The 18,025-nt window shown below is 74.4% G+C and carries 12 protein-coding genes; 9 read left to right on the top strand and 3 right to left on the bottom strand.

Annotated features, from left to right (window positions below; translation table 11 throughout):
- Positions 1-48: 48 nt before the first annotated feature.
- Positions 49-2,352, bottom strand: coding sequence for a catalase/peroxidase HPI (gene katG / locus IOD16_RS06990; protein ID WP_201439368.1), 2,304 nt, complete (start codon positions 2,350-2,352; stop codon positions 49-51).
- Entirely contained in the window at positions 2,327-2,779 is a 453-nt protein-coding gene (locus tag IOD16_RS06985; RefSeq protein ID WP_123743000.1) for a Fur family transcriptional regulator, read from the bottom strand. The genes katG and IOD16_RS06985 overlap by 26 nt, the downstream gene beginning before the upstream one ends.
- 201 nt (positions 2,780-2,980) lie before the next feature.
- On the opposite strand from IOD16_RS06985, the gene IOD16_RS06980 reads away from it, so the two are divergent.
- The 3 genes from IOD16_RS06980 (at position 2,981) to IOD16_RS06970 (ending at position 6,413) form a co-directional block, all read left to right on the top strand.
- The gene (locus tag IOD16_RS06980) at positions 2,981-3,421 is read left to right on the top strand and encodes a hypothetical protein (RefSeq protein WP_123743001.1); all 441 of its coding nucleotides are present in this window, start codon (positions 2,981-2,983) and stop codon (positions 3,419-3,421) included.
- A 251-nt stretch (positions 3,422-3,672) separates the two neighbouring features.
- Positions 3,673-5,160 carry an AMP-binding protein gene (locus IOD16_RS06975; RefSeq protein WP_201439367.1) on the top strand — a complete coding sequence of 496 codons (1,488 nt, stop codon included), beginning with the start codon at positions 3,673-3,675 and terminating at the stop codon, positions 5,158-5,160.
- On the top strand, positions 5,157-6,413 hold the full coding sequence (locus IOD16_RS06970; RefSeq protein WP_201439366.1) for an alanine racemase: 1,257 nt from the start codon (positions 5,157-5,159) through the stop codon (positions 6,411-6,413). The genes IOD16_RS06975 and IOD16_RS06970 overlap by 4 nt, the downstream gene beginning before the upstream one ends.
- Before the next feature lie 69 nt (positions 6,414-6,482).
- On the opposite strand, the gene IOD16_RS06965 is transcribed toward IOD16_RS06970, so the two are convergent.
- Positions 6,483-7,439, bottom strand: coding sequence for a quinone oxidoreductase family protein (locus tag IOD16_RS06965; RefSeq protein WP_201439365.1), 957 nt, complete (start codon positions 7,437-7,439; stop codon positions 6,483-6,485).
- Between the two features lie 65 nt (positions 7,440-7,504).
- On the opposite strand from IOD16_RS06965, the gene IOD16_RS06960 reads away from it, so the two are divergent.
- The 6 genes from IOD16_RS06960 to IOD16_RS06935 all read left to right on the top strand — a co-directional run bounded on the left by IOD16_RS06960 (position 7,505) and on the right by IOD16_RS06935 (position 17,976).
- Complete coding sequence (locus tag IOD16_RS06960) at positions 7,505-8,143, top strand: TetR/AcrR family transcriptional regulator C-terminal domain-containing protein (RefSeq protein WP_236594794.1); 639 nt, start codon at positions 7,505-7,507, stop codon at positions 8,141-8,143.
- Positions 8,144-8,242: 99 nt separating this feature from the next.
- Positions 8,243-11,806: a DUF4132 domain-containing protein gene (locus IOD16_RS06955; RefSeq protein WP_201439364.1), complete on the top strand. Its 3,564-nt coding sequence runs from the start codon at positions 8,243-8,245 to the stop codon at positions 11,804-11,806.
- Positions 11,803-12,873, top strand: a complete 1,071-nt coding sequence (locus IOD16_RS06950; RefSeq protein ID WP_201439363.1) for an ATP-binding protein — start codon at positions 11,803-11,805, stop codon at positions 12,871-12,873. The genes IOD16_RS06955 and IOD16_RS06950 overlap by 4 nt, the downstream gene beginning before the upstream one ends.
- On the top strand, positions 12,873-15,074 hold the full coding sequence (locus IOD16_RS06945) for a DUF5682 family protein (protein ID WP_201439362.1): 2,202 nt from the start codon (positions 12,873-12,875) through the stop codon (positions 15,072-15,074). Before IOD16_RS06950 ends, IOD16_RS06945 begins: the two co-directional genes overlap by 1 nt.
- Positions 15,071-16,174: a VWA domain-containing protein gene (locus IOD16_RS06940; protein ID WP_123743008.1), complete on the top strand. Its 1,104-nt coding sequence runs from the start codon at positions 15,071-15,073 to the stop codon at positions 16,172-16,174. Before IOD16_RS06945 ends, IOD16_RS06940 begins: the two co-directional genes overlap by 4 nt.
- Positions 16,171-17,976, top strand: a complete 1,806-nt coding sequence (locus IOD16_RS06935; protein ID WP_201439361.1) for a hypothetical protein — start codon at positions 16,171-16,173, stop codon at positions 17,974-17,976. Before IOD16_RS06940 ends, IOD16_RS06935 begins: the two co-directional genes overlap by 4 nt.
- Positions 17,977-18,025 lie beyond the last annotated feature (49 nt).

The raw sequence follows: 18,025 nt of genomic DNA, 5'->3' as shown, positions 1-18,025 counted from the left end.
ACACGCGACGAGCCCGGCCGATCGGCCGGGCTCGTCGGTCGGTGCGGATCAGGCGAGGTCGAACCGGTCGAGCTCCATGACCTTGGTCCAAGCGGCCACGAAGTCGGCCACGAACTTCTCGCGGGCGTCCTCGCTGGCGTAGACCTCGGCCAGGGCCCGCAGCTGGGAGTTGGACCCGAAGACGAGGTCGACCGAGGTGGCGGTCCACTTCAGCTCGTCGGTGGCCGCGTCCCGGATCTCGTACACGTGCTCCTCGGACTCCGACGCCTGCCAGCGGGTGCCCGTCGACAGCAGGTTGGTGAAGAAGTCGTTGGTGAGCACGCCGGGCCGGTCGGTGAGGACGCCGTGCCGGGTGCCGTTGTGGTTCGTCTCGAGCGAGCGCAGACCGCCGAGCAGGACGGTCATCTCCGGCGCCGTCAGGTCGAGCATGTAGGCGCGGTCGACCAGCAGCACCTCCGGCTGGAGCTTCTCGCCGGCGCGCACGTAGTTGCGGAAGCCGTCGGCGCGCGGCTCCAGGAAGCGGAACGACTCGACGTCGGTCTGCTCCTGGTCGGCGTCGGTGCGGCCCGGGCGGAAGGGCACGGTCACGTCGAAGCCGGCCTCGCGCGCCGCGTTCTCGACGGCCGTCGAGCCGGCCAGCACGATCAGGTCGGCGAGGGAGATCTGCGCGCCGCCCGCGGCGTTGAACTCCCGCTGGATGCCTTCGAGGGTCTCCAGGACCTTCGCGAGCTGCTCGGGCTGGTTGACCTCCCAGTTGCGCTGGGGTTCGAGGCGGATGCGGGCGCCGTTGGCGCCGCCGCGCTTGTCCGTGGACCGGAAGCTCGCCGCGGAGGCCCAGGCGGTGCCGACCAGCTGGGCGGTGCTCAGGCCGGAGTCGGCGATCTTCGCCTTGAGGGCGTCGACGTCCGCGTCGCCCACGAGCTCGTGCGTGACGGCCGGCACCGGGTCCTGCCACAGCTGGACCTCGGGGACCCACGGCCCGAGGAAGCGGCTGACCGGGCCCATGTCGCGGTGCAGCAGCTTGTACCACGCCTTGGCGAACGCCAGGGCGAACTCGTCGGGGTTCTCCAGGAAGCGGCGGGAGATCTTCTCGTACGCCGGGTCCACGCGCAGCGACAGGTCCGTCGTGAGCATGGTCGGCAGGTGCTTCTTCGACGGGTCGTGGGCGTCCGGGATGATCGCCTCGGCGTCCTTGGCGACCCACTGCTTGGCGCCGCCGGGGCTCGTGGTGAGCTCCCACTCGTAGCCGAAGAGGATCTCGAAGAAGCGGTTGCTCCACTGCGTCGGCCGGTCGGTCCAGGTCACCTCGAGACCGCTGGTGATCGTGTCGCCGCCCTTGCCGCTGCCGTGGGTGCTCAGCCAGCCCAGGCCCTGCGCCTCCAGCGGCGCGCCCTCGGGCTCCGCGCCCACGTGGTCGTCGGCGACACCGGCGCCGTGGGTCTTGCCGAAGGTGTGGCCACCGGCGATGAGGGCCACGGTCTCCTCGTCGTTCATCGCCATCCGGCCGAAGGTCTCCCGGATGAAGTGCGCCGCCGCCAAGGGGTCCGCGTTGCCGCGGGGGCCCTCGGGGTTGACGTAGATGAGGCCCATCTCGGTCGCCCCGACCTCGGGCGCCATCTCGGCCTCGCTGACGTAGCGCTCGTCACCCAGCCACGCGTCCTCCGGGCCCCAGAAGATCTCCTCCGGCTCCCAGACGTCCTCGCGGCCGAAGCCGAAGCCGAAGGTCTTGAAGCCCATCGACTCCAGGGCGACGTTGCCGGCGAGCACGAGCAGGTCGGCCCACGAGACCCGCTGGCCGTACTTCTGCTTGACCGGCCACAGCAGGCGACGGGCCTTGTCCAGGTTGGCGTTGTCGGGCCAGCTGTTGAGCGGGGCGAACCGCTGGCCGCCGTCGCCCGCGCCACCGCGGCCGTCGTGGGTGCGGTAGGTGCCGGCCGCGTGCCAGCTCATCCGGATCATCAGGCCGCCGTAGTGGCCGAAGTCGGCGGGCCACCAGTCCTGCGAGGTGGTGAGCACCTCGGTGATGTCGCGCTTGAGGGCCTCGACGTCGAGCTTGGCGAACTGCTCGGCGTAGCTGAAGTCCGCGCCGAGCGGGTTGCTCTTCGTGGAGTGTACGCGCAGCACGGAGAGGTCGAGCTGGTTGGGCCACCAGTCCCGGTTGGTGCGCGGGCGGCCGCCCGTCTTCGGGGTCGGGGAGTCGATCGCCGGGTTCTCGCTCTCGCTGCCGTGCGCGGTCGCCGAGTCGTGCGCGACCGGGCAGCCGACCGCGGCCTTCTGGTCCACGCCCTGCGCGCTTGAGGGGGGCGTCTTCCCGAGGTCGCTCAATTTACTTCCTTCCAGCGGGCGGTTCATTGGCGGTGGTGTTGCGGGTCGAGCAGTCGGGGCAGGTGCCCCAAAAGACGACCTCGGCCTCGTCGACGACGTAGCCGCCGTCGTCCGAGGCCGTGAGACAGGGGCTGTGGCCGACCGCGCAGTCGACGTCCGCGATCGCGCCGCAGGAACGGCACACGACGTGGTGGTGGTTGTCGCCCACCCGGGACTCGTAGCGGGCCGTCGCGCCGGCGGGCTGGATGCGCCGCACCAGGCCGGTGTCGGTCAACGCCCGCAGCACGTCGTAGACGGCCTGGTGGGACACCGTCGGGTGGTCGGCCCGGACCAACGTGATCACCGTCTCGGTGTCGACGTGCGGGTGGTCGCGCAGCGCGGCGAGCACGGCCAACCGGGGCCGGGTCACGCGCAACGAGACCGACCGCAGCTGCGCCTCGAAGTCGGATGTCACCCCACAACCCTAGACGTCTTGTCTGGAACGAATCAAAATAGCCTTCGTCACACCGAACTACGAACACTGCGTGTAGTTCCTCGACTACGCAACAGAAACGCGGTGGCGACCCCGTCCCGCGGTGGACGATCATCGTCCACAATGGACAGAAGATTGCGCCGCGCCGCCCGGACCGCCGCGCCCCGGTGCTAGTTTGCCCGGATGAGCCTCCTCGATGACGTCGCCGAGCGCGACGGCTGGCGGTGCTGGGTGTGCGACGAGCCCGTCGACCCCGACATGTCGGTGAACGACCCGCGAGGGCCCAGCGTCGACAGCCGGACCGCCGACCGGAAGGCCAAGGTCGCCGAACGGCTCGCGCACCGCGCGTGCAACACCCGCAAGGGCGCGGTCAAGGTGGTCATCGCGTGGCCGGACCGCCTGCACGTGGCCGACCCCGCGCCGCTGATCACCGTCGCCGGGCGGCTGGAGCGCAAGGGCGGCCGCGAGGTGGTGGCCCGCTGCCCGACCAGGGCGGACGCCCAGGAGGCGGCCGAGTGGCTGGTGGACCGGTTCTCCCGGCTGACCCCGGACCTGCCGGTGACCGCCGGCGTCGAGGCGGGCGGCGGCCAGTTCCTCGTCGTCCTGACCACCGGCCGCCGCTGATCTCGCCGCTACCTGCCGGGGTGAAAACGCGGCCCGGGCGGGTGAAAAGGGTCCTCACGTGACGCGTGCGCGAGCGCGGTGCTGCCAGATTGGCCGGGTTGTCCGACGACCGCACCGGTGCGGCCCTCAGGCCGGCGCGCTCGGCAGCGGCTCAGCCCGTTGGCGGCACTGGGGATCCGGTCGACGACGACGAACGCGGCCCTGCCGCACGGATGTGTCGGACGACCACACGCAGATCGGGATGATGCCGGATGACGTTGCTGCACACCATTCTGGACGAGGCGGTGTCGGCCGCCCCGGACGCCGCGGCCGTCCGGGATGGCGACGGGGCCTGGACGTACGCGCGACTCGGGGAGGTCGGCGACGTCCTGGCGGGGTGGCTGCGCGAGCGGGGCGTGACGACCGGGGACCGGGTCGTCGCGCACGCGCGCCCGTCACGCCACCTGATCGCCCTGATGTACGCGACCTCGCGCGCCGGCGCGGTCTTCGTGCCCCTCAACCCCGAGATGCGGTCGTTCCACCTGCGCTCCGTGCTGGACAACGCCGACCCGCGGCTGGTCGTCGCCGACGACGACGCGCGGCTGCGGCCGCTGACGTCGGCCGAGGTGTGCGGGACGGGAGCGCTGCGGCGGGCGGCCGAGCGGACCTCGCGCCCCGGCGGGCGCGCCGACCGGCCCGGCGGCGTCACGCCGGACGACGTCGCGCTGCTGATCTACACCTCGGGCAGCACGGCCACCCCGAAGGCCGTGGTGTCGCCGCACGCCCAGGTGGTGTTCGCGGCCTCGGCCATCAACGAGGTGCTCGGCTACCGGCCGGGTGACGTCGTCTACTCGGCGCTGCCGCTGTCCTTCGACTACGGGCTCTACCAGTCGCCGCTGTGCTGCCTCGGGCGCTGCGAGCTGGTGCTGGGCGACGGCGCGGACCTGGCCGCGATCCGGCGCATGCGCGCCGTGGGCGCCACCGTGGTGCCCTTGGTCCCCTCGCTGGCGACCCTGCTCACGGCGCTCGCCGGCCGCGACCCCGGCGCCCCGCCACCGGTGCGCCTGATCACCAGCACCGGCGCGGTCCTGCCGCGGGCGACGATCGATGCGCTGCGCGAGTCCTTCCCCTCGGCGCGGGTCGTGCGCCAGTTCGGCCAGACGGAGTGCAAGCGGATCACCATCATGCCGCCCGAGCAGGACCGCGAGCGCCCGGACTCGGTCGGCCTGCCGCTGCCCGGGACGGCGGTGCGCGTCGTGGACGCCGACGGCGTCGCGCTGCCCGCCGGGCAGACCGGCGAGATCGTCGTGGAGGGACCGCACCTGATGCGGGGGTACTGGCGGGAGCCCGAGCTGACCGCGCGCGCGTTCCGGCGCGACCCGGCCACCGGCTCGCCCCGGCTGCACACCGGGGACTACGGCCACCTCGACGACGACGGGTACCTCTACTTCGGCGGCCGGCGGGACGCCGTGTTCAAGCGCCGGGGCGCCCGGATGAGCACGGTCGAGATCGAGGCGGCGGCGATGGACGTGCCCGGTGTCCGCGCCGCGGCCGTCCTGCGCCCGACCGCCGACCGCGACCTCACCCTGTTCGTGGACAGCGACCTGGCGCCCCAGGCCGTGCTCCGCGAGCTGGCGGCCCGCCTGGAACCGGCCAAGGTGCCCGCGGCCTGCCACCGGGTCGCGGACTTCCCGCTCACCCCGCACGGCAAGCACGCGACCGCGGAGCTGGAGCTGCTCCTGGACAGGATGCCGACGTGACCGACCACCGCTCGCTGGCCGCGCGTTTCGGCACCCCCCTCTACGTCTACGACCTCGACGACGTCGCCGCCGCGCATGGTGCGCTGCGCGCCGCGCTGCCGGACCCGTGCGAGCTGTTCTACGCGTTCAAGGCCAACCCTCACCCGGACGTCGCCCGCGCACTGCGCGAGGGCGGCGGCCGCGCGTGCGGCGCCGAGATCAGCTCGACCGGTGAGCTGGCGGCCGCCCGCGCGGCCGGCTACCCGACGTCGTCGTGCCTGTACACCGGGCCGGGCAAGACCCGGGCCGAGCTGGCGGAAGCCGTCGCCGGCGGGGTGCGGCTGTTCTCCGCCGAGTCCGAGACGGACCTGCGGCGCATCGGCGCGGCGGCGGACGAGCGCCAGGTGGTGGTGGACTGCCTGCTGCGCGTCAACAGCCCCGCGTCGGCCGCGGCCACCGGACTGCGGATGACCGGCGTCCCCTCGCGGTTCGGCATCGACGCCGAGACCCTGCCGGACGCGCTCCCCCGCCTGCTCGACGTGCCGGGCACGCGGGTGATCGGCGCGCACTTCTTCCCGCTCAGCAACGCCGACGACGAGCAGAGCCTGGTGGACGAGTTCCGCCGCACGGTCGAGGTCGCCGCGCGGCTGCGCGACGACGCCGGCCTGCCCCTGCGGTTCCTCGACCTCGGCGGCGGTTTCGCGGCGCCCTACGGGGTGCCGGGCGAACGCCCGGCCTACCCGAAGCTGCGCGCCGAGCTGGAGGACGCCCTGGACCTCCACCTGCCGGGCTGGCGGGAGGGCCGGCCGCGGCTCGCGTTCGAGTCCGGCCGCCACCTGGTCGGCGGCAGCGGGTCGCTCGTGGCCGAGGTGCTCGACGTCAAGCACAGCCGGGGGCAGGTGTTCGTCGTGCTCGACGCCGGCATCAACGCCTTCGGCGGGCTGTCCGGGCTGGGCAGGCTGCTGCCCGCCTCGGTGCGTCCCGTCGGAGGTGGTCGCGGGTCCGTGGTCGCCACCCTCACCGGACCGCTGTGCACCCCCGGCGACCTGCTGGGCCGTGACCTGACCCTGCCGGACCTGGCGGTCGGCGACGTCGTGGCGATCCCCAACGCGGGCGCCTACGGCCTGACCGCGAGCCTGGTGCGCTTCCTGGGCCGGGAAGCGCCGGCCGAGGTCGTCGTCCGGGGCGACACCGTGGTGTCGGTCTCCCGCCTCGACCACCGCCGTGAGTACGCGGTGACGGGGCCCTCGACCCCCGGAGGAGCACAGCCCTAGGTCACGCCGTCACGACGCGCTCCGGGCAGCGCCGCCCGGAGCGGGGTCGTGGCGCCACGGGACCTCGGCTCAGTCCGGCACCACGACGGCCCGGCTGCGCCCGGTGTGGGCCCACGCGTCACCGACCCGGCTCAGCGGGTACGCGGTGTAGGGCACGCTCAGGGAACCGTCGGCGAAGCGGGCCATGACCTCGGGCGCGGCGGCGAGCATCTCCTCGACGGACACCGAGCCGGCGCCGCTCCCGCTGATCCGGATCCGCCGACTGCGCAGCAGCTCCCCGGGCAGCGAGGCCCGCGCGCCCGCGAGCGAGCCGATCTGCACGTAGGCCGTGTCCGCCTCGGCGTCCGCGCCGCCCCGACCCACCGCGGCGAAGGCGGCCTCGGCGACCGGGCCCCACAGGTAGTCCAGCACGAGACCGGGCGACCTGTCGGCGAGCGCACCGGCCAAGGCCTCCTCCAGGGCGTCCGGCCCGTCCTGGGCCAGCGACACCGTCGTCGCTCCCACACCGCGCAACCGCTCCAGCGACTCCGGGTCGCGCCCGGCGGCGACGACCCGTTCCGCCCCGAGCGCCAACGCGCCCTGCACGGCGAGGCCGCCCGACATCCCGGTCGCGCCCAGCACCAGCACGGTGCCCAGCGCGCCCACCTCGCGGCGGCGCGAGGTGAGCACCATCCAGCCCGAGAGGCCGGGGTTCATGCCGGCGGCGATGGCCAGCGGGTCCGCCCCCGCCGGGACCTCCACCTGGTGCGGGGCGAGCAGCCGTTCGGCCATCGTCCCGAACGGTGGCCGCGCGTAGCCGGCGTAGACCAGGCGCCCGTCACCGGTGCGGGCGACCGCGTCGATCCCCGGCACCAGCGGGTAGGCCATCCGGCCCTGGTAGTGCCGTCCGGAGGCCAGCCCGCGCACGATGTTGTGCAGACCCGCTCCGACCAGGTGCAACGGTTCGCGGCCAGGCGGCACCTCCGGCTCGGGGACGTCCTCGCAGACGGGTGGGGCATCGGGGTTCGTGACGATCGCGGCGCGCATCGACCTCTCCTTAACTAAGTTCAGTGAGGCCTCCAGGCTTCCTGAACATCGTTAAGCTGTCAACCATGACCAAGGGCATCACCCGGCAGCGGATCGTGGCGGCGGCGCTCGAACTGCTCGACGACAAGGGGATCGACGGCCTCACCGTCCGCGCGCTCGCCACCCGGCTCGACGTCCGCGCGCCCGCCCTGTACTGGCACGTGCGCGACAAGCAGGAACTGCTCGACGAGATGGCCACCGAGGTCATGCGCCGCGTCACCGGCGCCCTCGCGGCGATCCCGCCCGGCGCCGGGTGGCGCGACGACCTCGCCGCCTACGCCCGCGTCCTGCGCGCCGAGTACCTGCTGCACCGCGACGGCGCCCGCACGTTCAGCGGCACGCGGCTCACCGACCCCGACGTGGTCCGCTTGAAGGAGCCGTGGTTCGAGCGGTGGGCGGCGGCCGGCTGGACGCCCGCCGACGCCGACGACGCCGTCGACCTGGTCACCGCGTTCGTCGTCGGTTTCGTCATCGAGGAGCAGGAACGGCGCCAGGCCGCCGAGACCGATCCGGCGCGGCACTCGCCCGCCCGGCGCGAGGACTGGCTGGGCGACGGCGTGGCACTGGTCAAGGAAGCCGGGCGGCTGCTCGACGACGGCGACCGGCGGTTCGACCGGCACCTCGGCATCGTGCTGGACGGCCTCGCGGCCCGGCCGGTCGGCTGAGGCCGCCGTCCTCGCCCGGCGACGGGGCCGGATTGTCGGACCCCCTGGGTACAGTCCCCGGACATCAGGTTTCCGGCTCGGGTTCAGGGGATTCTCGTGGTGCGCAGGTGGGAGCTCGTCTCGGGCGGTTCGGCCAAGTTCTGGGAGGTCGACCGGGCCGGTGTCACGGTGACCGTCCGCTTCGGACGGCTGGGCGCCAACGGCCAGACCCAGACCAAGGACCTCGCGTCCGCCGAGGCGGCCGAGGCGCACGTCGCGAAACTGGTGGCGGAGAAGGAGAAGAAGGGCTACCGGGCCACCGGCTCGCCCGGGGTCGCGCGGGAGCCGGGCACGACCACCACCGACCCGACCGCCGCCGACCGGCCGGCGAGCCCCTCCCCCGCAGCCGCCGCGCCGACCTCTTCGTCGGCTGCCCTGCCCGCCACCACACCCGCCTCCCAGCCGACCGGGTCGGCCGCCGCCGAACCCGCCGCCCCCGCCGTCGTCGACGAGGACACCTGGGTCATGCCCAAGGCCTGGCTGCGCGAAGTGGTGCGGCAGCGCGGGTTCCACCCGGCGCCGGTGTTCGCCGTCGACGCCGGGTCGGCGGCGCGAGGGCGTGGCGCGGTCGACCAGGCCACCCTCGACCGGGTGCTGTCCGCGCCGGAGTCCGATCCGGAGCTCGTCCGGGCCGTGCGGGAGCACCTCGCCGGGCGGCCGGACCCCGTCGGCGCGGCGGCGGTCGCGATCGTGACGAAGCACCTCGTCCCGTGCTTCCACGCCTGGCTCGTCGACCACGGGTTGGCGTTCGCGGTGGAGGCGGTGATCGAGTCCTTGTCGATCGACTGCTCCCGGCGGTGGCGTCCCCGCGAGCAGGACTGGACCGGCGTGCACCTGCACCGCCACAACGCCACGAACATCAACCCCGGCGACTCGACGGGCCTGCTGCTCACGACGGTCCGGTACGCCATCGCGGTCGCGGACGAGACCGAACGCGAAGCGGCGGAAGCGGTGCTGGCCCGGCAGCGCGCCCACACCGTGGTCCGCGCGTACCTGATGCCCGAACGGGCCGACTGGTTCGACGAGGCGTGCCGGGTGCCGCAGCGCTCGCCGCGGTGGTGGATGCTCCCGTGCACCGCCAACACCCCCGAGCAGTTCGAGCAAGCGCAGGTGTCGCTCAACGACGGGGCGTTCCTGCTGCACACGGCGCTCTACGTGCTCGGCCCGGCGGTCGCGCCGCTGCTCGCGGCGGCGCTCGACCACCAGGACCAGCGCGCGGAGCGCCGCAAGCTGGTGCTGAAGATCCTCGCGGCGCTGCCCACCGACGAGGCGTTCACCGTCCTGCTCGACCGGCTCGACACCCAGCACGTGCGGCCGGCGCTGCTGGCCGCGATGTCGGCCTTCCCCGCCCGGGCGGCCCGGCTGCTGGCGGCGCGGGAACCCGGGAACGCCGAGGTGCGCCAACTGCTCAGCGTGCACCTCATGACCTACTCGCACCTGGCCAAGCCCGAGGGCTTCACCGCGGTCGAGCTCACCGCCGTGCCGGAGGCGCCCGAGGCGGAGCTGCCCCCGCTGCTGGCCTCACCGCCGTGGCTGCGCCGCAAGCCGCCGGTGGCGCCCGCGGTGGTGCCGGACCTCCCGGTGCCCGACCCGTCGGTGGTGTGGCGGCCGGGTGAGCGCGAGCAGTGGCTGACCGACGGCCACTGGGACGCCCAACGCCGGCAGAACTGGCGGCACTGGCTGGCGGAGTACCACGCGGGCCGCATCGGCTACCGCATGATCGACCTGCTCATCGGCGCGCCCGAGGCCGAGGTGCGGCCCCTGCTCGCGGACTGGGAGCCGAACCTGGACTGGAACGCCGAGTCCGCGGGCAAGCGACTGGCCGCGAAGTTCGGCTTCGACGCGCTGCCCGCGCTGGTGCGGGTCGTGCGGGGCAACTCGGGCGCCGCGGTGGTCGTGCTGCCGTTCGCCACGCCCGAGGTGGCCGCGCTGATGGCGGACTGGCTGGTGCGGCTCAAGCAGGTGCGCGGGGTCGCGCTGGAGTGGCTGGCCCGGCACCGGGAGACGGCCGCCCGCTTCCTGATCCCCGCCGCGCTGGGCGAGCCGGGCGCCGGGCGCCGCAACGCCGAGACCGCGCTGCGCCACCTGCACGCCCTGGGGGTGGACGTGGCGGCGCTCGCCCCGACCGCCGACGCCGGCGCGGCCCTGCGGACGTTCCTGGCCGTCGACCCGGTCGACGTGCTCCCGGCCAAGCTGCCGGTGATCGCCGAGTGGGCGGACACCCGGCTGCTGCCCCGGGTGCTGCTGCGCGACCGCAGGCAGGGGCTGTCCCCGGCCGCCGCGAAGAACCTGCTGATCATGGCCGCGCTGTCCAAGCCGAACGACGTCTACGCCGGTCTGCCGGTGGTCCGCGAGGCGCTCGACCGGGCGTCGCTGGCGGAGTTCGCGTGGGCGGTGCACCTGCGCTGGCACGAGGCGGGCGCGCCGTCGAAGGACAGCTGGGCGCTGACCGCGCTCGGCTGGTTGGGCGACGACTCCACGGTCCGCGCGCTGTCGCCGCTGATCCGGGCCTGGCCGGGGGAGAGCCGGCACGCCAGGGCCGTGACGGGGCTGGACGTGCTGGCCGACATCGGCACCGAGGTGGCCCTGTCCCACCTCAACGGCATCGCCGAGAAGGTGAAGTTCCGGGGGCTCAAGCTGAAGGCCCAGGAGAAGGTGTCCCGGATCGCGGCCGAGCTGGGCCTGTCCCGCGACCAGCTGGCGGACCGGCTGGTGCCCCGCCTCGGTCTCGACGACGCCGCGAGCCTGGTGGTCGACTACGGCCCGCGCCGGTTCACCGTCGGCTTCGACGAGCAGCTCAAGCCCTACGTGCTGGACCCGGACGGCAAGCGCCGCAAGGACCTGCCCAAGCCCGGCGCGAAGGACGACCAGGACCTCGCCCCGCTGGAGCACAAGCGGTTCGCGGCGCTGAAGAAGGACGTCCGCACGATCGCGTCGGACCAGATCCAGCGCCTGGAACGGGCGATGGTCGACCAGCGCACGTGGACCGCCGAGGAGTTCCGGGCGGTGCTCGCCGCGCACCCGCTGCTGTGGCACCTGGTCCGCCGGCTGGTGTGGATCACCGACGGGGGCGTGTCGTTCCGCCTGGCCGAGGACCGCACGCTCGCCGACTCGGCGGACGACGAGTTCGCCCTGCCCGACGACGCCACCGTCCGGGTCGCGCACCCGGTCGACCTGCGGGACACGGCGGCGGTGTGGGGCGAGGTCTTCGCCGACTACGAGATCCTCCAGCCGTTCCCGCAGCTGGGCCGCCCGGTTCACCTGCTGGAGTCGGCCGACGGGCTCCTCCCCCGGCTCAAGGAGTACTGCGCCACCCCGTACCCGATCGGCAAGATCCTCGGCCTGACCAAGAAGGGCTGGGTCCGCGGCACGCCGCAGGACGCGGGCGTCGAGTGCTGGATCACCCGGCCGTTCCCGGCCGGCGGCGCCCTCGTCGCCTCGCTGGACCCGGGCATCGCGGTGGGCGCCATGGACGTCTTCCCCGAGGTCGGTTTCCGCGACGTGTGGTTCTCGCCCAGCGGTCACGGCGACTGGTCCGCCCCGGGCAACGCGCCCACCACCTACGAGATCGACCCGATCACCTGCTCCGAGCTCCTCGCCGAACTGGAGGCCCTGCGGTCATGAGCAGCACCCGGACGACGCAGCGCCCGCCCGCCGAGGTCCGCTTCGCCGACGAGCTGGCCCGCCTGCGCGAGGCGGACACCGCGCCCAAGCCGCCGGGCTGGGTGCTGAGCCTCGCCGCCGCGCGCCGGTTCGTGGTGGGCGACGACCAGCACGGCGTCACCAAGAAGTTCGTCGGCGACCCGTCCCTCGTGGACCGGGCGCTGGTCACGCTGGCCACCAGCCGCGGCCTGATGCTCGTCGGCGAACCGGGCACGGCGAAGTCGCTGCTGTCCGAGCTGATCGCGGCGGCGGTGTGCGGCGAGTCGACGCTGACCATCCAGGGCGGCGCGGCGACCACCGAGGACCAGATCAAGTACTCGTGGAACTACGCGCTGCTGGTGGCCGAGGGGCCGTCGCCGCGCTCGCTCGTGCCCGCGCCGATGCTGCGGGGCATGGCCGAGGGCAAGGTCGTGCGGTTCGAGGAGATCACCCGCTGCCCGCTCGAGGTGCAGGACTGCATGCTGTCGATGCTGTCCGACCGCGTGATGGCGATCGGCGAGCTGGACGGCCCGGACGGCATGGTGTTCGCGCAGGACGGGTTCAACGTGATCGCCACGGCCAACACCCGCGACCGGGGCGTCAACGAGATGAGCGCGGCGCTGAAGCGCCGGTTCAACTTCGAGACGGTGTTCCCGATCGCCGACTTCGACACCGAGCTGGCGCTGGTCGAGCAGGAGGCGGCGAAGCTGCTGGCGAGGTCCGGGGTGCCGCCGGCGCCGAAGCGGGACGTGCTGGAAGTCCTCGTGCGCGCGTTCCGCGACCTGCGCGAGGGCAGCGACCGGCTCACGACCGTGATGAGCACGGCCGAAGCGGTGTCGGTGGCGCACGCGGTGGGGGTGCGTGGCTGGTTCCTGCGCGGCGAGGCGGGTTCGGCCGCGGACGTCGTCGAGTGCCTGGCGGGCACCGCGGCGAAGGACAACGCGGAGGACCTGGCGCGGCTGCGGCGGTACCTGGAGCAGCACGCTCCCCGGCGCAAGGGCGAGCAGTGGCAGGAGCTGCACCGGGCGCGGCACCTGCTGCCCGGCTGATGGGCGCCGTGTTCGTCGGCGTCCGGCACCACAGTCCCGCCTGTGCCCGGCTGGTCGCCGCCACCATCGAGGCGCAGCGGCCCGCGTACGTGCTGGTCGAAGGTCCCGCCGACTTCAACGGGCGCCTGGACGAGCTGCTGCTGGGGCACGAGCTGCCCGTCGCGCTGTTCAGCTACTCCGACGAGCACGCGTCGTGGTCGCCGTTCTGCGACTACTCGCCCGAGTGGGTCGCGATCACCGGAGCGCGCCGCTGCGGGGCGCAGGTCAGGTTCATCGACCTGCCCGCGTGGCACGAGGCGTTCCACGCCGTCGGCAACAGGTACGCCGACGCGGAGCTGCGGTACGCCGAGGTGGTCGAGCGGTTGTGCCGCGAGTTCGCGGTCGACAACGTGGACGTCCTGTGGGACCACCTGTTCGAGGGCGCGGCCGAGCCGGAGGGCCTGGCCGAGTACTTCGACCTGCTGCGCGGCGCGGTCGACCCGGACGAGGGCGACTCGGCGCGCGAGGAGTACATGGCGCGCTGGGTCCGGGCGGCGGTCAGGGCCGCCGGGGACCGGCCCGTCGTCGTGGTCACCGGCGGCTTCCACACCGCCGCCCTCAAGGCCAGGCTCGACGGCGACGCCGAGTGGCCGGAGGTGCCGGAACGGGACCGCGGCGCCAGCTACCTCGTCCCGTACTCGCACGCGCGCCTGGACGCGTTCACCGGCTACCAGTCGGGCATGCCGTCGCCGGGCTACTACCAGCAGGTGTGGGAGACCGGGGCGCGGCGCGCGGCGGACTGGCTCGTCGAGTCGGTGGCGACGCGGCTGCGCCGCAGGGGGCAGCCGGTGTCGACGGCGGACCTCATCGCGGCGCGCACCCAGGCCGGCGCCCTGGCCCGGTTGCGCGGGCACGAGCACCCGACGCGCACCGACGTGCTGGACGGGCTGACCAGCGCGTTGATCTCCGAGGACCTGTCGCAGCCGCCACCGTGGACGCGACGCGGCACGCTGCGGCCCGGCGCGCACCCGGCGCTGGTCGAGATGGTCGCGGCGCTGCGGGGCGACAAGGTCGGGCGGCTGCACCCGGACACGCCCGCGCCGCCGCTGGTCGAGGCGGTGCGGGAGCTGCTGCGGACCCACGAGCTCGACCGGGAGGGCGAGGTCGCGCTCGACCTCACCGACGCGACGGCGTCGACGCGGAGCCGGGTCCTGCACCGCTTGCGGGTCCTGCGCATCCCCGGTTTCGAGCGCACGAGCGGGCCGGCCGAGGGCGCCGAGCCCCGGTTGGACGAGCGGTGGACGCTCACGCCGGTCGAGGGGCGGCTGACGGCGCTGATCGAGGCCGCCGAGCACGGCGCCACCCTGGAGGAAGCCGCCGGGGCGCTGCTGACCCGCCGGGCGCGGCACGCGGGGCTCGATCAGCTGGCCGCCGTCCTCTTCGACGCGGTGCTGTGCGGGATCTCCACGTTGTCCGGTCACGTCGAGGAAGCGCTCAACGAGGGCGTCCGGGAGACGGGCGACCTCGCGGCGCTGGGCCACGTGCTGAGCGGCGTCATCGGGCTGTGGCGGCACGACCGGTTGTTCGGCGTCCAGCAGGACCCGCTGCTCGGCGCGGTGATCGACACGGGCACGGCGCGGGTGCTGTGGCTGGTCGAGGGCCTGCACGGCGGACCGGCGCCGGCCGACCCGCACCGCCTCCGGGCGATGGCGGCCACGCGGGACGCCGTGCGGCACGCCAAGGCCGCGCTGTCGCTGGACGCGGCGGACGTCACGGGCGTGGCGACCCGGGTGAGCGACGACGGGCAGGCGCCGCCGGACCTGCGCGGCGCGGCGCTCGGCCTCGCGTGGGCGCTCGGCGCCAAGCCGGACGTGCGGAAGGTGCGCGGCGTCGAGGCGCTCGGCGACTGGCTGGCCGGGCTGTTCGCGGTCGCCCGGGAGGAGGTCCTGGCGAGCCCGGACCTGGTCGGGGTGCTCGACGAGCTGGTCAGCGCGATGACGGAGGAGGAGTTCCTGGTGGCGCTGCCCGCGTTGCGGCTCGCCTTCAGCTACTTCCCGCCCGGCGAGCGGGAGGCCATCGCGACCGCGGTGCTCGCCCATCGCGGCGTCGCGGGCAGCGCCGGGGACGTCACCCGCCTCCAGGTCGACCCGGTGGTCGTGGCCGAGGCGATGGCGGTGGAGAAGCGCGTGGACGCGTTGCTGGCGAAGGGCGGCCTGGCATGACGGACCTGGAACGGTGGCGGCTGATCCTCGGCGAACCCGCGGCGCGCCGCACCGGCGGCCTGCGGGACGAGGACGCGCGCCGGGACGCGGCGCTCCAGTGGCTCTACGGGCGCGATCCCGACCTCGCCGACCGCGGCGTGCGCCAGGGTGGCAGCGGGGACGCGGTGCTGCGGACCGTCGACTGGCTCGACGAGGTGCACAGCCTGTTCCCGAGGGAGACGATCGAACGCCTGGAGCGCGACGCGGTCGAGCGCTACGAGATCACCGACGTGGTCACCGACCCCGAGGTGCTGCGGCGGATCGAGCCGAACCCGGCGCTGCTGCGCGCCGTGCTGCGGACCAAGCACCTGATGAACCCCGCCGTGCTCGCGATGGCGCGCAAGATCGTCGAGGCGGTGGTCGAGCAGCTGGTGGCGAAGCTGAGGACCGAGGTGCGCACGGCGTTCAGCGGCGCCAGGTCGCGCCGGCCGAGCATCCACCGCAACTCCCGCAACTTCGACTTCCGCGCCACGATCAGGGCGAACCTGCGCCGCTACCAGCCCGCCGAGCGCAAGCTCGCGATCGAGCACCCGAAGTTCGTCTCGCGCGCCAAGCGGCACCTGGAGCCGTGGCAGGTGGTCCTGCTCGTGGACCAGTCGGGGTCGATGACCAGCTCGGTGATCCACTCGGCGGTCACCGCGGCCTGCCTGTGGGGGCTGCCGGGGATCAAGACGCACCTCGTCGCCTTCGACACCGACGTGGTCGACCTGACCTCGGACGTCACGGACCCGGTCGAGCTGCTGATGAAGGTGCAGCTGGGCGGCGGCACGCACATCGCCAAAGCCGTGGCGTACGGGGCGGGCCTGGTGGACAGCCCGCGCCGGTCGATCGTGGTGCTCATCAGCGACTTCTACGAGGGCGGCAGCGAATCGGACCTCGTCCGCGCCGTCAAGGGCCTGTGCGAGCAGGGCACGCACGTGCTGTGCCTGGCCGCGTTGGACGACGAGGCGAACCCGGCCTACGACCGCGCGCTGGCCCAGCGCCTGGCGAACGTCGGCGCCCACGTCGGCGCGATGACCCCGGGTCAGCTCGCGGAGTTCGTCGCGGAGAAGCTCGGATGACCAGACCCGACCTGCTGGCCCTGACCCCGGACGCGCTCGCGGCACTGGCCAACCGCGGCCTGGTGAAGCGTGCCGTGAAGGACCTGGACGCGGGCGTCGTCCCGGTGCTCGACACCGACCCGGACGGCGCCGTGCGGGGCAGGTTCCCGGACGGCACCACGACCACGCTGCCGCTCGGCGCCTCCCTCGACGCGGCGGGGTGCGGCTGCGGCGCGGCGGGCGTGTGCCGGCACCGCATCGCGGTCGTCCTGGCGTACCAGCGCACCCGGGAGAGCAGCGCGCCCGCCGCGCCGTGGTCGCCCGGCGCGGTGACGGACGACGACCTGGCGGGGCTGATGGGTGAACGCACGCTGCGCCGTGCCCGCCGGGTCCTCCAGGCCGGCTACCGCGCCAAGCTGCGCCGCCCCACCGCGGAGGACGCGACGGCGCAGGCCGAGCTGCCCACCTGCACGGTGACGTTCCTCGTGCCCGACGACCTGTCCTACGTCCACACGGACGCGGTCAACCGCGACGAGGCGACGGCGCTGGCGGTGTGGGCGTTCCGCGAGGCCGACGCGCGGGGCGTCGACGTCGTCGACGTGGGCGGCTCCCCCACCACCGCGACGGACCTGACGGCGGTGACGGACCTGCTCGACCAGCTGCTGCTCGACGGCGCCGCGAACGCGAGCGAGGTGCTGGACGTGGCGTGGCGACGCCTGCACCGCGACCTGACGGCCCAGCGCCTGCACTGGCCGGCCGCGGTGATCGCCGAGCTGCTCGACCAGCTCGCCGCGTACCGCGGGCGCACCGCCGACTACCGGGCGGAGCGGTTCGCCGCCCTGCTCACCGAGCTGCACGCGCGGAGCACCGCGAACGGTCCGCGCGCCGAGGTCCTCGGTCCGGACGAGCCCGCCGAGACGCCGTTGCGCCGGGTCCGGCTGACGGCGCTGGGCGCCCGGCTGCGCTCCGGGTCCGCGGCGGACGTCTACTTCGCCTCGGGTGACGTGGTGCTGGTGCAGCGGGCCACCCCCCTGCGCGCCGGCCGGCTCCTGGCCGCGTCGAACGTGGTCTCCGAGTCGGCGACCCGCAGCGCGAGCCGCGCGGTGACGTTGAAGACCGGCCGGGTCGCCAAGACCTCGCTCACCCCGGTCGGCACGTCCTGGGACGACCTGCCGCGGGCCTTGGTGGTCGACGACTGCGCCACGGCCGCGGCACGGCTGGCCGAGCTGCCGCCGCGGCAGGTCCGCGCGAGGGTCGAGGCGGAACTGGTCCGCGTGGTCCGCGTCGCCGCGGTCTCCGACCTGGCCTACGACCCGGCCGCGCAACGCCTCACCGCCACGCTGCACGACCCCACCGGCGCCTCGTGCGTCCTGGAGGCCACGCACCGCGCCGTGGCGCCGCAGTCGCTCGACGCGCTGGCCGCGGCGCTGCACGCCGACCCGACGGCGGTCACCGGCTCCGTCCGCCGCCACCGCGGCGCCCTGGTCGTCGACCCGCTGGCCGTCCGCACCCGGGCCGGTGTGGTCGTCCCGGACCTGGCGACGGACACCGCGCCGCAACCGCTGCCGCTGGGCGTCACGGCGGTGGATCCGTTGAGCGCGACCGTGGACAGCGCGTTGACCGTGTTGGCCGAGGCCGCGCATCGCGGTCTGGAGCACCTGACGGACGGCCTGCTCGCCCGCCTGCGCGAGCTGGGCGACCACCTGCGCGGCACGGGCCTGCGCACGGCGGCGGCCCACGTGACCGCGTTCGCCGACGACCCGTCCGCGGCCACCTGGCTCGGCGCGCACCTCCGGCTGCTGGTCACCGCCGACGCCCGCTGAGCCGGCACGGGGCGCCGGTGCGCGAAGGGCCGGCGCCCCACCCGGTGAG

The organism is Saccharothrix sp. 6-C (assembly GCF_016695385.1).
GTDB lineage: Bacteria > Actinomycetota > Actinomycetes > Mycobacteriales > Pseudonocardiaceae > Actinosynnema > Actinosynnema texasense.
The sequence above is the reverse complement of the archived record's forward strand: the minus strand, read 5'-3'. Positions and strand labels throughout refer to the sequence as shown.

What these genes read in the sequence shown, in the direction of transcription:
- katG (WP_201439368.1), bottom strand. Translation starts at nt 2,352, where the DNA reads ATGAACCGCCCGCTGGAAGGAAGTAAATTGAGCGACCTCGGGAAGACG.
- IOD16_RS06980 (WP_123743001.1), top strand. Translation starts at nt 2,981, where the DNA reads ATGAGCCTCCTCGATGACGTCGCCGAGCGCGACGGCTGGCGGTGCTGG.
- IOD16_RS06975 (WP_201439367.1), top strand. Translation starts at nt 3,673, where the DNA reads ATGACGTTGCTGCACACCATTCTGGACGAGGCGGTGTCGGCCGCCCCG.
- IOD16_RS06965 (WP_201439365.1), bottom strand. Translation starts at nt 7,439, where the DNA reads ATGCGCGCCGCGATCGTCACGAACCCCGATGCCCCACCCGTCTGCGAG.
- IOD16_RS06960 (WP_236594794.1), top strand. Translation starts at nt 7,505, where the DNA reads ATGACCAAGGGCATCACCCGGCAGCGGATCGTGGCGGCGGCGCTCGAA.
- IOD16_RS06950 (WP_201439363.1), top strand. Translation starts at nt 11,803, where the DNA reads ATGAGCAGCACCCGGACGACGCAGCGCCCGCCCGCCGAGGTCCGCTTC.
- IOD16_RS06945 (WP_201439362.1), top strand. Translation starts at nt 12,873, where the DNA reads ATGGGCGCCGTGTTCGTCGGCGTCCGGCACCACAGTCCCGCCTGTGCC.
- IOD16_RS06940 (WP_123743008.1), top strand. Translation starts at nt 15,071, where the DNA reads ATGACGGACCTGGAACGGTGGCGGCTGATCCTCGGCGAACCCGCGGCG.
- IOD16_RS06935 (WP_201439361.1), top strand. Translation starts at nt 16,171, where the DNA reads ATGACCAGACCCGACCTGCTGGCCCTGACCCCGGACGCGCTCGCGGCA.